The sequence below is a fragment of the Microbispora amethystogenes genome, from assembly GCF_016863015.1.
In the GTDB taxonomy this organism is placed as follows: Bacteria; Actinomycetota; Actinomycetes; order Streptosporangiales; family Streptosporangiaceae; genus Microbispora; species Microbispora amethystogenes.
The window spans coordinates 61653-75629 of the sequence record NZ_BOOB01000024.1 but is presented as its reverse complement, the minus strand read 5'-3'; the positions used below and the strand labels follow the sequence as shown (position 1 = coordinate 75629).

8 protein-coding genes are annotated in these 13977 nt (G+C 72.0%); 4 read left to right on the top strand and 4 right to left on the bottom strand.

All coding sequences use genetic code 11. The annotated features are described in order from the left end of the window. Position 1: 1 nt before the first annotated feature. The 3 genes from Mam01_RS17305 to Mam01_RS17295 form a co-directional block, all read right to left on the bottom strand. Entirely contained in the window at positions 2 to 3646 is a 3645-nt protein-coding gene (locus tag Mam01_RS17305) for a nitrate reductase subunit alpha (RefSeq protein WP_204286349.1), read from the bottom strand. Positions 3647 to 3665: 19 nt separating this feature from the next. After that, complete coding sequence (locus Mam01_RS17300; protein ID WP_204286348.1) at positions 3666 to 4907, bottom strand: MFS transporter; 1242 nt, start codon at positions 4905 to 4907, stop codon at positions 3666 to 3668. A 146-nt stretch (positions 4908 to 5053) separates the two neighbouring features. Then, entirely contained in the window at positions 5054 to 6070 is a 1017-nt protein-coding gene (locus Mam01_RS17295; protein WP_239101385.1) for a LacI family DNA-binding transcriptional regulator, read from the bottom strand. 212 nt (positions 6071 to 6282) lie between these two features. Here Mam01_RS17295 and Mam01_RS17290 point away from each other — a divergent pair, with 212 nt between their 5' ends. From Mam01_RS17290 to Mam01_RS17275, 4 genes are all read left to right on the top strand, one after another. Continuing rightward, on the top strand, positions 6283 to 8262 hold the full coding sequence (locus Mam01_RS17290) for a glycoside hydrolase family 127 protein (protein ID WP_204286346.1): 1980 nt from the start codon (positions 6283 to 6285) through the stop codon (positions 8260 to 8262). Positions 8263 to 8333: 71 nt separating this feature from the next. Next, complete coding sequence (locus tag Mam01_RS17285) at positions 8334 to 9623, top strand: sugar ABC transporter substrate-binding protein (protein ID WP_204286345.1); 1290 nt, start codon at positions 8334 to 8336, stop codon at positions 9621 to 9623. A gap of 65 nt (positions 9624 to 9688) precedes the next feature. Further along, positions 9689 to 10675, top strand: a complete 987-nt coding sequence (locus tag Mam01_RS17280) for a carbohydrate ABC transporter permease (protein ID WP_204286344.1) — start codon at positions 9689 to 9691, stop codon at positions 10673 to 10675. Beyond that, positions 10672 to 11493, top strand: coding sequence for a carbohydrate ABC transporter permease (locus Mam01_RS17275; RefSeq protein WP_204286343.1), 822 nt, complete (start codon positions 10672 to 10674; stop codon positions 11491 to 11493). The genes Mam01_RS17280 and Mam01_RS17275 overlap by 4 nt, the downstream gene beginning before the upstream one ends. Positions 11494 to 11591: 98 nt before the next feature. On the opposite strand, the gene Mam01_RS17270 is transcribed toward Mam01_RS17275, so the two are convergent. After that, positions 11592 to 13781 (bottom strand): cellulose binding domain-containing protein, encoded by a 2190-nt coding sequence (locus Mam01_RS17270; RefSeq protein WP_204286342.1) that lies wholly within the window; start codon positions 13779 to 13781, stop codon positions 11592 to 11594. Positions 13782 to 13977: the final 196 nt, after the last annotated feature.

The following is a 13977-nucleotide window of genomic DNA, read 5'->3' as shown; positions in this document are numbered from 1 at the left end:
GTCAGTAGTCCACCTCCTGGGCGCGGCGGCGGATCACGGTGACCTCGTCGCGCTGGTGGCCCGTCGGCCCGAGATAGTTGAAGGCGAAGCTGAGCTGGGCGTACCCGCCGATCAGGTGGGTGGGTTTGATCAGCAGGCGGGTCAGGCTGTTGTGGATGCCGCCGCGCCTGCCGGAGGCCTCGCTCCTGGGCACGTCCACCACGCGCTCCTGGGCGTGGTACATGTACACGGTCCCGGCGGGCATGCGGTGGGAGACCACGGCCCGCGCGACCACGACGCCGTTGCGGTTGACGGCCTCCACCCAGTCGTTGTCGCGGATGCCGACCCGCGCCGCGTCGGCCGGGCTCATCCAGATCGTCGGGCCGCCTCGCGACAGCGTCAGCATCAGCAGGTTGTCCTGGTACTCCGAATGGATCGACCACTTGGAGTGCAGGGTGAGGTACCGCACCACGATGCCGTCCTCGCCGCCCGGTCCCGCGGCGAGGGCGGCGGTGTTGAGCGGCGGCCGGTAGACGGGCAGCACCTCGCCGGCCTCCTGCATCCAGTCGTGGTCGAGGTAGAAGTGCTGGCGGCCGGTCAGGGTGTGCCAGGGCTTGCGGTGCTCGACGTTGATCGTGAAGGCGGAGTAGCGCCGCCCTCCGGTCTCGCTGCCCGACCACTCCGGCGAGGTGATCACGGGCACCGGCCGGGCCTGGGTGTCCGCGAAAGTGATCCGGCGGTGCTCGTCGGCCAGCCCGCCGAGGTCGGTGCCGGTGCGGCGGGCCAGGTTCTCGAACCCCTGCGCCGCCAGCCGGCCGTTGGTCGTGCCCGACAGCGCGAGGATCGTCTCGCACATCGCGAGGTCGGTCGCCAGGGACGGCCGCCCGTCGGCCGCTCCCCCGCGCACGGTCCCGATCACCCTGCCCAGCCGTTCGACCTCGGCCGCGACGTCGAAGGTGACGCCCTTGGTCGTGGCGCCCAGGCGCTCGGCCAGCGGGCCGAGCGCGGCCAGCTTCTCGGCGATCGCCCCGTAGTCCCGCTCCACCACCACGATCCTGGGGAACGTGCGGCCCGGCACCGGCGCCTCACCGGTCCGCCGCCAGTCGCGTACCCGTCCGTGCGGGCTGGCCAGCTCGTCCGGCGTGTCGTGCAGCAGCGGCACGGCGACCACGTCCCGGCGTACGCCGAGGTGGTCGCGCGCCAGCGCGCTGAACGCCCGCGCGACGGCATGGAAGGCGGCGAAGTCGGTACGCGTCTGCCACGGCGGGTCGATCGCCGGGGTGAAGGCGTGTACGAACGGGTGCATGTCGGTGGACGACAGGTCGTGCTTCTCGTACCAGGTGGCCGCCGGGAGCACGATGTCGGAGAACAACGTGGTCGAGGTCATCCGGAAGTCGAGCGACAGCAGCAGGTCGAGCTTGCCCCGGGGGGCCTCGTCCCGCCAGGTCACGTCCACCGGCCGCCGGTCCGGGGCGTTCTCCTCCGCCCGGACCGCGTCGGAGGCGCCGAGCAGGTGCCGCAGGAAGTACTCGTTGCCCTTGGCCGAGGAGCCGAGCAGGTTGGCCCGCCACACCGTCAGCACCCGCGGCCAGTTCTCCGGCGCGTCGGGGTCCTCGCAGGCGAAGCGCAGCCGGCCCGCGCGCACCTCCTCCGCGACGTACGGGCCCGCGTCCCCGCCCGCCCGCTCGGCCTCGTCGGCCAGGTCGAGCGGGTTGCGGGCGAAAGTGGGATAGGACGGCATCCAGCCCAGCCGGGCCGACTGGGCGAGCAGGTCGGCGCCGGTGCGACCGGCGAACAGGCCGTGGCCGAGCGGCGAGGCGACCGCGTCGGGGGTGTGCTCGTCGTAGCGCCACTGGCCGGTGTTGAGATACCAGTACGCGGTGCCGATCATCTGCCGGGGCGGGCGGACCCAGTCGAGTCCGAAGGCCATCTGGGCCCAGCCGGTGACCGGACGGCACTTCTCCTGCCCGACGTAGTGCGCCCAGCCGCCGCCGTTGACGCCCTGGCAGCCGGTGAGCGTGACCAGCGCGAGAAACGCCCGGTACATCGTGTCGGAGTGGAACCAGTGATTGGTCCCCGCACCCAGGATGATCATGGATCGGCCACCGGACTCCTCGGCGTTGCGGGCGAACTCCCGCGCGATCCGCGCGGCCGCCGCCGCGGGCACCGACGTGATCGCCTCCTGCCAGGCGGGGGTGTACGGCTGCGCCGGGTCGTCGTAGCCGGCCGGCCACTCCCCCGGCAGCCCGTCGCGGGCCACGCCGTACTGCGCCAGCGTCAGGTCGAAGACCGTCGTCACCAGGTGGCCGCCGACGCGGCGGGCGGGCACGCCGCGCCGCATCACCGCCTCGCCGGGATCGTCGAACCGCGGCAGCGTCACCGGCACCGCCTCCCCCTGGCCGAGCAGGGTGAGGGCCGGGTCCACCTCGCCGAGGTCGAGGTTCCAGCGCCCCTCCCCCTCGGCCGAGAACCGGAAGCCGAGCGAGCCGCCCGGCACCACCGGCTCACCGTCGCGGGAGTCGAGCAGCACGGTCTTGAACGCCGCCTCCTCGCCCTGCCCGCCCAGGTCGGCGGAGGTGAGGAACTTGTCCGGCACGTACGCCCCGTCGTGCTCGCGCAGCCGCACGAGGAAGGGCAGGTCGGTGTAGCGCTTGACGTAGTCGGCGAAGCGGGGCGTCTCCCGCTCGACGAAGAACTCCCGGAGGATCACCTGGCCCATGGCCATGGCGAGGGCGCCGTCGGTGCCGGGGTGCGGCGAGAGCCACTCGTCGGCGAACTTGGCCGCGTCGTTGTAGTCGGGGGCCATGACGACGACCTTCTGCCCCCGGTACCGCGCCTCGGCCATGTAGTGGGCGTCCGGGGTGCGGGTGACCGGCACGTTGGAACCCCACAGCATCAGGTAGGAGGCGTCCCACCAGTCCGCCGACTCCGGCACGTCGGTCTGGTCGCCGAAGACCTGGGGCGAGGCCACCGGCAGGTCGGCGTACCAGTCGTAGAACGACAGCATCGTGCCGCCGAGCAGCGAGACGAACCGCGCGCCGACGGCGTGGGAGACCATCGACATCGCCGGGATCGGCGAGAACCCCGCGATCCGGTCGGGCCCGTACGCCTTGATCGTGTGCACGTGCGCGGCGGCGACGATCTCGGTGGCCTCGTCCCAGGAGACGCGGACGAGCCCGCCCCTGCCCCGGACCTCCTGGTAGCGGCGCCGCTTGACCGGGTCGGTCGTGATCTCGGCCCAGGCGGCGACCGGGTCGCCCAGCCGGGCCTTCGCCTCGCGGTACATCTCCACCAGCACGCCCCGGGCGTACGGGTAGCGCACCCGGGTCGGCGAGTAGGTGTACCAGGAGAACGCGGCCCCGCGCGGGCAGCCGCGCGGCTCGTACTCGGGCCGGTCGTCGCCCACGCTGGGGTAGTCGGTCTGCTGGGCCTCCCAGGTGATGATGCCGTCCTTGACGTACACCTTCCAGGAGCACGACCCGGTGCAGTTCACCCCGTGGGTGGAGCGCACCACCTTGTCGTGGCTCCACCGGTCCCGGTAGAACACGTCGCCCTGGCGTCCGCCGATCTGGTGGAGCGTGCGCAGGTCCGCCGACACCTCGCCGCGGCGCAGGTGCCGTCCGAGCCCGATCAGGGCGTCGTCGAACGGCCCGTCGATCCTCGACATCGATTTCCTCTCCCTCACGTCAGACGAGGTCGTGGGCCGGTCCGGACCACTCCGGAACGCCGGGTCCGCCGGGTCCGCCGGGGCGCAGCACGAACCAGCAGTACACCAGCGCCGCCGCGGCGACGGCCGCCAGCAGCATGAGCCCGATGGCGTACGAACCGGTGGCCTGGTAGATCAGGCCCATGACGATCGGCGGCAGGAACCCGCCGAGGCCGCCGACCGCGCCGACCACCCCCGTCGCGCTGCCAATAGCGGTCGCCGGCACGGCCCGTCCGAGCAATGCGAACACGGCTCCGTTGCCCAGGCCCAGCGCGGCCGCCATGGCCAGGAAGCCGGCCGTGGCGGGCGGCATCGGCGGGGCGAACGACACGGCGACCGCGCACACCACCGCGACGGCGAGCGCCCCGGAGAGCATGATCCGGCCGCCGAAGCGGTCCGCCAGCCAGCCGCCCACCGGACGGGCGAGCGTGGCCAGCACGACGAACCCGGCCGCCCGCGCCGCCGCGTCGGCGGTGGACAGCCCGTAGACCGCCTTCAGATAAAGGGGCAGGTAGGCGCCGAACGCCACGAACCCGCCGAAGGTCAGCGCGTACATCGCGGCCAGTTCCCGGGTGACGCGCAACCTCCCGGCCGCCAGGAACCTCGACAGGAACGGTTCGGTCGTCCGGCGGCTGCCGGGCGCCTCCCGGCCGAACGCCAGGAACGCCAGGCCGACCACCACCAGCGCGACCGCGACCACAAAGAACGGCACCGGCCGGCCGAACCTGTCCGCCAGCCACGGAGTGGCGAAGCCGGAGATCGCCGTGCCGATGTTGCCCATCCCGAAGATCCCCAGAGCCAGCCCGCGGCGCTCCGGCGGGAACCAGGCGTTGACGAACGGCACGCCGATCGCGAAGGTCGCGCCCGTCAGGCCGAGGACGAGCCCTCCTGCCAGCAGCGCCGGATAGCTCCCGGCGAAGGCGAGGAGGACCACCGGGACCACGCCGAGCATGCTCGTCACCGCGAACATCAGCCGCCCGCCGTATCGGTCGGTCAGCGCGCCGAGGACGATCCGGCCGAGCGACCCGACGACGACCGGGACCGCGACCAGCACCGACGCCTCGAACGGCGTCAGGCCGAGCAGTTCCTTGTACGTCGAGCTGAGCGGGCTGAGCAGCGCCCAGGCCCAGAAGTTCACCGCGAACCCCGCCGTCGCCAGCGTCAGCGCGACCGCCCGGCCGCCCTCACGTCGGTGCTGCACGGTTGCCGTGTCGGCTGTCATTTCCGTTCCTCCGGGGGGAGAGGCTGCTTGCGCCTCACCCTTTCCTTTCGGACAGCGGGGATGTCAGGGACCTTGGTCCTCCGACCGTACCCGGAAGACCATCCGTTGTCCCGTCCCGCCGGCCCCACCGCCGGGGCCCGGCACGCTTATGCGAGCGGCACGATGGTCGACTCGCGCACCACGAGCCGGCAGGGGTGCTCGTGCCGGCCCGGAGAGGCGGTGCCGTTGATGGCGGACAGCAGCATCTCGGCCGCCGACCGGCCCAGACCTTCGAGATCCATGTCGACGCTGGTCAGCGGTGGCTGGGCGCCCTCGGTCATGACGTCCCAGTTGTCGAAACCGACGAGGGCGACGTCCTGCGGGACCCGCCGCCCGGCGGCGCGCAGCGCGTCGCTCACCCCGCGGGCGATCTGGTCGCTGCCGCAGAAGACGGCGTCGAACTCCGCCCGGCCCGCCAGCAGGATTCCGACGGCCTGCCGGCCCCACGCCTCGCTCCAGCCGCCGAACAGCGGCGGCGCGACCGGTTCGAGCTCCGCCTCGGCCAGCCGTTCCAGCGCCGCCGCCGCTCGCACCCGCGCGGAGTTGTGATGCTCCGGCCCGGTGACGTGGGCGATCCGGGTGCGCCCGACCGCCAGCAGGTGCTCGACCGCCTTCCGCGCTCCGCCCGCCTCGTCGGGAACCACCGAGCAGTCCCCCGGGTCGGCGGAACTGATGAAGGCGTACACCACGGGAACGGGCAGGTTCGGGCCGATGGACATGCGCGCCTCGGTGCGCCGGCCGGTCACGATGATCCCGTCGACCCGGCGGCTGAGCAGGGTTTTGACGTAGTACTGCTCACGGATGGGGTCGTCGCGGCCGTCGCAGAGGAAGACCGACATCTCCCCGGCGCCGAGCGCGTCCTCGGCGCCCATGAGGACCGGGATGCTGAACCGGCCGATGGTGTCCGTAGTGATCATCCCGACGGTGTAGGTGCGCCCCGAGTGCAGGCTCCGCGCGCCGGCGTTGGCCTGGAAGCTGAGCTGCCGGGCGGCCTCGCGAACCCGCGTCCGGGTCTCCTCGCGCAGCGACCCGCGCCCGTTGAGCGCTTTGGAGGCCGTGCCCACCGACACCCCGGCCAGTGCCGCGACGTCGGCGATAGTGGCGTGACGCTCCGGTCTCCCCACGTTTCCTCCAGTTTCCGGGGACGTTGCCGCCATTCACTGTATAGCGCGATGGAGCACGGGTAACGCGCCGGAAACGCGGTGTTGACGCCCCAACTTCACATTGGTAACTTGTCGGCAATCGTTTTCCTTTGTTTCCAGCTGCCCCGGATTTCCCCCCTTCCTCGTTTCCCTGGCCCGCCGTCCCGCGAGCCTCCCCCCACGAGAGATCAGGAATGACCGAGCAGAAGCTGTCAGACCCCCCGCCCCCCGGCCTCGGCCCTCGGGAGCCCACCGCACCGGTCGCACCGGTCGCACCTGTCGCCCCGCGGCCCGGCGCCGTCGTCGCGCTGCGGCCGCTCGGCGTGCACGAGGCCCGGCTGGACCCCGGCGGCCTGCTGGGGCGGTGGCAGCGGCGCAACGCCGAGGACACGATCCCGCACTGCGTGGACAACCTGCACGCCCACGGCAACATCGCCAACCTCCGCGCGGCGGCGGGCGAGTCCGGCGACGCCTTCGCGGGCATGTGGTTCGCCGACTCCGACGTCCACAAGACGCTGGAGGGCGCGGCCTGGGAGCTCGCCTCCTCGCCCGGCGACGCCTCGCTGCGGTCGTTCGTCGACGACACGACCACGCTGCTCGCCCGCGCCCAGGGACCGGACGGCTACCTCAACTCCTACTTCACCGTCGCCGCGCCGGACGAACGCTGGCGCAGGCCGGAGTGGAGCCACGAGCTGTACTGCGCCGGTCACCTCGTCCAGGCCGCCGTCGCCGCCGCCAGGACCGGCGTGAGCCCGGACCTGGCGGCCGTCGCGCGCCGTTTCGCCGACCTGCTGGTGGAGCGTTTCGGGCCGGGTGGCGCCGAGGAGGTCTGCGGGCACCCGGAGATCGAGACCGCGCTCGCCGAGCTGTACCGGCTGACCGGGCACCGGCCCTACCTCGACCTGGCCCGCCGGTTCCTCGACCTGCGCGGACGGGGACTGCTCGGGCCCGGCCGGTTCGGCCCCGCGTACTACCAGGACCACGTGCCCGTACGCGAGGCGGCGGAGGTCACCGGGCACGCGGTACGACAGCTCTATCTCCTCGCCGGGATGGTCGACGTCGGCGTGGAGACCGGCGACCACACGCTGCTGGACGCGGCGGAGCGATTGTGGGAGGACGCCGTGCACCGGCGCACCTACGTGACCGGGGCGCACGGGTCGCGCCACCGCGACGAGGCGTACGGCGATCCGTACGAACTGCCGCCGGACCGGGCGTACGCCGAGACCTGCGCGGCGATCGCGAGCTTCCAGTGGAACTGGCGGCTGCTGCTGGCGACCGGCCGCGCCCGGTACGCCGACGAGATGGAGCGGGCGCTGTACAACGCGGTCGCCGTCGCCGTGTCCCTCGACGGAAGGCGTTTCTTCTACTCCAACCCCCTGCAGTCGCGCACGGGCCACACCGGCTCCGGGGAGGAGGCGCAGGCGCGGCGGCTGCCGTGGTACTCCTGCGCCTGCTGCCCGCCCAACATCGCCCGGCTGATGGCCTCGCTGCACGGCTATCTGGCCACGGCCGCGGGCGACGGCCTGCAGATCCACCTGTACGCCGCGGGCAGCGTGACCGCCGAGGTCGCGGGCTCCGCCGTGCGGGTGGACGTGCGCACCGAATACCCCTGGCAGGGCCGGATCGAGCTCACCGTGACGTCCGAGGCCGACACCCCCTGGACGCTCGCGCTGCGCGTGCCGGACTGGTGCGACGCGTACGCGGTCCGGATCGGCGGCGGCCCGGTGACGGCCCCCGCCCGGGACGGCTACGTACGGCTCACCCGGGTCTGGGCGCCGGGCACGACGGTCGTCCTCGACCTGGAGATGCCGGTCCGGCGGGTGACCGCGCATCCCCGGGTGGACGCGGTGCGCGGCTGCGTCGCCCTGGCCCGGGGGCCGCTCGTCTACTGCCTGGAGCAGGCCGACCTGCCGCCCGGCACGGTGCTGGAGGACGTGCGGCTCGACCCCGCCGTCCCCGTCGAGGCGGGGCGCCGCGAGGACCTGCCGGACTTCCCGGTCGTCCTCACCGCCGGCGGCAGGCTCGCCGAGCCCGGCGCCTCCCTGTACGCCGACGCGCCCGCGAGGGAGCGTCACAGCGCCCCGCTCACCCTCACGGCGGTGCCGTACTTCCTGTGGGGCAACCGGAGCGAGGGCCCGATGCGGGTCTGGATCCCGGTCGCCGCCACCGGATGACCGCGCGGCCGCGCCGCATCGGAGAACGCGATGACATCGGCCGGACGCCGGCCGTCGAAAGGGAGATCGACATGGAAAGCCTTGACAGGAGACGGCGCGTCGCCGGCCTGGGCCTGGTGGTCCTCACCGTCGCGGGCGGCCTGACCGCGTGCTCCGGATCCTCCGGCGGCGACGCTCCGGCGGGTGACGCTCCGGCGGGCGGCGCGAGCCAGGCGGCCGGGGGCGGGACGTACACGATCTGGGATCCGTACCCGCAGTTCGACGACTCCTCCGACTGGGTGAAGCTGCTCGGCCAGTGCGGGACGCAGGCCGGGGTGACCGTCAAGCGGACCGGCTACGACACCACCGACCTGACCAACAAGGCGCTGCTCGCGGCGCAGCAGGGCAACTCGCCGGACGTGCTCATCGTGGACAACCCGGTCGTCTCGACCCTGGCCGAGGCGGGGGTGCTGACCTCGACGGACGAGACGAAGATCGACACCTCGGCCGCCTCGCCGAACCTGCTCGCGGCGGGCCAGATCGGCGGCAAGACGTACGGCATCCCGATCGGGGCCAACACGCTCGCGCTGTACTACAACAAGGACGTGCTGAAGAAGGCCGGGGTGGACGCCGACGGCGTCAGGGACTGGGCGTCGCTGACGGCGGCGCTGGAGAAGGTGAAGGCGGCGGGCAAGAAGGGCATCACGTTCTCCGCGATCGGCACCGAGGAGGGCAGCTTCCAGTTCCTGCCCTGGTTCTGGGGCTCCGGCGCGAACCTGACCAAGCTGGACTCGCCGGAGGGCGTCGCGGCGCTGTCGCTGTGGACCGACTGGGTGAAGAAGGGGTACGCCCCCAACTCGGTGATCAACAACACCCAGACGACCAGCTGGCAGGAGTTCGCGACCGGCGACTTCGCCTTCGCCGAGAACGGCACCTGGCAGCTCGCCAACGCGAAGAAGGCCGGGTTCCCGTACGGCATCATCCCGATCCCCGCCAAGGACGGCGGCACCGCACCCGCCCCGACCGGCGGCGAGTTCGTGAGCATCCCGGTGCAGCAGGACACGGCCCGCTACGCCGTCTCCCAGAAGCTGGTGACCTGCCTGGCCAGCACCGACAACTCCCTGGCCACCGACACCACCTTGTCGTACATCGCCCCGACCGAGGAGGTGCAGGCGAAGCAGGTGGAGCAGAACCCGGACCTGAAGGTGTGGGTGGAGGCGGTCAAGGCGGCCAAGGGCCGCACCAGCGACAACCTCGGCACGAAGTACCCCAAGATCTCCGAGCCCCTGTGGAAGGCGACGCAGGCCGCGTTGAGCGGATCGCAGCCGCCGCAGGAGGCGCTGGCCGCCGCCCAGACCGCGGCGGCGAGCGCCACCCAGTAGGTGCCACCGGCCCGGGGCGCCGCTCCGGGCCTGTGCCCGGCCGTCAGAGTCAGACGAGGGAAAGCATGGAACACGCCACACGGACGCCGGCTCCCCCGCCGGCGGGCGACCGGCGGGAGCGGGCCCCGGCGCGCGGGCAGGGCGGTGTCCGCCGGGCGCTCACGCGCCGGAACCGGCCGGGCCAGTGGGCGGCCTGGGCGTTTCTCACGCCCCTGGTGGTCTACCTGCTCGCGTTCTACGCCTATCCGCTCTACCGCAACGTCGAGCTGAGCCTGCGCGACTACACCGTGCGGTCGTTCGTACGGGGCGACGCGCCGTTCACCGGGCTCGCCAACTATCTGAAGGTCGTCCGCGACGCGACGTTCGGGCCCGCGCTGTGGCACACGGTGGTGTTCACCGTGGTGTCGCTGGTCTTCCAGTTCACCATCGGGCTCGCGCTGGCGATGTTCTTCACCCGGCGCTTCCGGTTGTCGGCGACGCTGCGGGCGCTGTTCCTGGTGCCGTGGCTGCTGCCGCTGATCGTGTCGTCCTCGACCTGGTCGTGGATGCTCAACAGCGACTCGGGCGTCGTCAACGCCGTCCTCGGCGCGGTCGGCCTGGTTCCGGTCCACTGGCTGACCTCGCCGGACTGGGCGCTGTGGTCGGTCACCATCGCCAACATCTGGATCGGCATCCCGTTCAACCTCGTGGTGCTCCACAGCGGCCTGCAGGCGATCCCGGCGCAGGTCCACGAGGCGGCCGAGATCGACGGGGCGACGGGCTGGACGCGGTTCCGGCGGGTGACGTTCCCCCTGTTGCGGCCGGTCTCGGCGATCACGCTGCTGCTCGGGCTCGTCTACACGCTCAAGGTGTTCGACATCATCTGGATCATGACGAAGGGCGGGCCCAGCGGAGCCTCCACGACGCTGGCGACCTGGTCGTACCGGCTGGGGTTCGGCAACCTGCTCCCGGCGTTCGGGCCCGGCGCCGCGGTCGGCAACCTGCTGATCGTCATCGCGCTGGTCTTCGGGCTCGTCTACATCCGCGTGCAGCGAAGGCAGGGAACGGCATGAGGGCGGGCGGACGCGGCTGGTGGCACACCGGCCTGGGTGTGGTGTTCACGGCGCTGATGCTGTTCCCGGTCTACTGGATGATCAATGTGTCGTTCACGCGGGACCAGGACATGCGCAGGTCGCCGCCGAACTGGTTCCCCGTGAACGGGACGCTGGAGGGCTACCGCGAGGTGCTCGGCCGGCAGCTGCCGTACCTCGCGACCAGCATGGTGGTGGGACTGGGCACGGTCGCCCTGACGCTGGTCGTCTCCGCGCCGGCCGCCTACTCCCTGGCCAGGCTGCGGCCCCGGGGCGGCGGCGTGCTGGGCTTCCTGCTGCTGGTCGCGCAGATGATCCCCGGTGTGATCATGGCGATGGGCTTCTACGCGATCTACCTCAGCACGGGCGTGCTGAACACCGTGCCGGGGCTGATCCTGGCCGACTCCACGCTGGCGGTGCCGTTCGCGGTGCTGATCTTCACGACGTTCATGTCCGGCATCCCCGAAGAGCTCACGCAGGCGGCCCGCGTGGACGGCGCGGGAGCGCTGCGCACCTTCTGGTCGGTCGTGCTGCCGGTCAGCCGCAACGCGGTCATCACGGTGTCGCTGTTCGCCTTCCTGTGGGCCTGGTCGGACTTCGTCTTCGCGAGCACCCTCGACCAGGGCGGCGACCACCAGCCCATCACCCTCGGCATCTACCACTACATCGGCAACAACAACCAGCAGTGGAACGCCATCATGGCCACCGCCGTGATCGCCTCGATCCCCGCCACCGTGCTCCTCGTCCTCGCGCAGCGCTACGTCGCCGCCGGAGTGACCGCGGGAGCCGTCAAGGACTGACCCGCCTGATGACGGCGGCCTGGTGACAGCGGCCTGATGACGGCGGCCGCCCGCGCCGGCGTGCTGCCGGCGCGGGCGGTCGGGTGTGCCGGCGCGACTCAGCTGAGCTGGATGTAGTCCAGTTCGGCGTTGCCGGTCGCACCGGAGAATCCGGGAGAACCCTTGGCCAGGCGGATCACGTTGTATCCGGCCTTGAGGCTGACGGTGGTGTCGGTGGTCGCGCCGAACTGGCCCCAGCCGGAGGTGGCCGGGTAGCTGACGGTGCCCCACGATCCGCCGTTCACGGCCAGGCCCTGGGTGGCGGTGGCGCCGCCGCCGTTGGCGTAGCCGATGGTCATCGTGTACGTCCTCGCGGTCGGCACGTTCACCACGAAGTCGACGTAGCTGTCGGTGGAGTGCGTGCTCGTGGCGTTGTCGATGCGGCCCACGTAGCCGCCCTCGGACGCGCTGGAGGCCGTCAGCCGCTGCGCGCGGAAGACCGACCCGTCCTCCGCCTCGTACCGCTGCTGGTACGACGGCACCCCGCCGGCCGGCTGGACGACCACGTGATATCCGTCGGAGGCGGCCATGTTCGGCACGATCACCAGCAGCTGGTCACCGGTCACGCAATAGACGGTGCTGGAGATGGGGGTGGCCGCCGGGGCCGAGGTGAAGCGGCTCTGCGTGTGCGTCGACTCCACGGTCACCTGGACGGAGGGGCCGAGCGCGCCGATCCCGGTCAGGCGGACCGTGTTGGTGCCGGCCTCGTTGCCCAGGACCACATTCACGATCTTGCGGGTGCTGTCGTAGGAGGCGAAGCCGTCCAGCCCGGTCTGGTTCGGCGGGGTGGTGGTGACCATCCGGCCGGCCATGTCGCCGTACCACTTGTAGAGCCACCAGGTCCCGGTGGGCTGGGTGTTGTTGGTCACCAGGCCGTTCATGGTGCCGAACTCGTACCAGAACGCCCGGTGCGCCGACTCCACCCCGGCCCGCTCGAACTTGGCCACGTAGCTGGCGATCCGGCCGGGGACGTCCACCTCGCTCGTCGCGGCGTACTCGTTGATCGAGATCCGCCGGGGGCTGATGCCCAGCGACGACTCCAGCGCGCGGTAGTCGGCGATGTTGGCGGCGATGTTGTTGGGGCTGCCCAGCTCATGCCAGCAGATGATGTCCGGCAGCGTGCCGGCCGCCTTGGCGCTGCTGAGGAACGACGACAGCCACGAGCGGTTGTAGTAGGAGATGCTCGGCCCCACGATCGGCGTCGTGGTGTCCAGCGCCCGCACCGCCCGGAAGGTGCGCGTCCAGCCGTCGTTGAAGGCCCCGGCGTTGGCGGTCTTCCACGTCCAGTCCGGCTCGTTCCACAGCTCCCAGCCGAGGATGTTGCTCACCGAGGTGGCGTTCAGCCGGGCGCGGACCATCGTGTCCACCTTGGCGAGCCAGTCGTTCCAGCTCACCCACTGGTAGGGGAAGTTGGAGTAGATGTCCGGCATCCGGATGTACTCCCCCGCGCCGACCCGGGTGGCCTGCGGCGCCACCAGCAGCGAGTCTCCGCCGGGCGGCTGGCCGTTGGGCCGCTGTCCCACCCCGGGGGCCGGCTGCGTCAACGAGTTGACCTTCAGCGGCAGCAGGGTCGAGTCCGCCGGTTTGCCGTTCTCCGCCAGGCCGTACAGGCCGCCGGTCGCGACGTGGGTGACCGGCCGGAACGGGGAGCCGGCGGCCACGGTGAGCACCTTGCCCACGGGGTTCGTGGGAGGCGGGCTGCCCGAGGGGCTGACCGAAGGGCTCGGCGAGGGACTGGGCGAGGCGCTCGGCGAGGCGCTGGGCGACGGGCTCTGTGAGGGGGACGCGCTCGGGCTCGCGCTGGGCGACCGGGTGGGGCTCGCCGACGGGCTGCTGACGGCGCCGGTGCAGGGGGTGCCGTTGAGGGCGAAGTTCGCAGGGACGGGGTTGGAACCGGTCGACGAGCCGTTGAAGCCGAAGCCGGCCGAGCCGCCGGTGGGGATGGAGGCGTTGTAGCCGGCGTCGGTGACGGTGACCTGCGCGCCCGACTGGGTGTAGCTGCCGTTCCAGAGCTGGGTGACGGTCTGGCCCGCGCCGAACGACCAGGTCAGCTTCCAGCCGCTGATCGGGTCACCGAGGTTGTCGACGCTGACGTTCGCGCCGAAACCCCCCGGCCACTCGCTGCTGATCGTGTAGGTGACCTGGCAGCCGGCCGCAGCCTGGGCGGCCGGCGTGAGAGTGAGGGCCGTGGCCCCGGCACAGAGGACGGCGGCCAGCGCCGTCCCCGATCGATGGGAGAAGAGTCGCATGTGTGTCCTCGAAGGCGGTGGTGGGTTGGAGAGGAGAGCCTGAGCGGGAGCCGCCGAGGCGGGGCGCGAAGTTGCCGAGATACCGGTTTCCGACTGGTTGCCGATGGCGGGGCGACTGGCCGGGTGACGAAAACCTTCACGCACTCCACATGCCACATTCGCCGAATCGCCGCTCGTGGTGAGCCCGACAAACGAT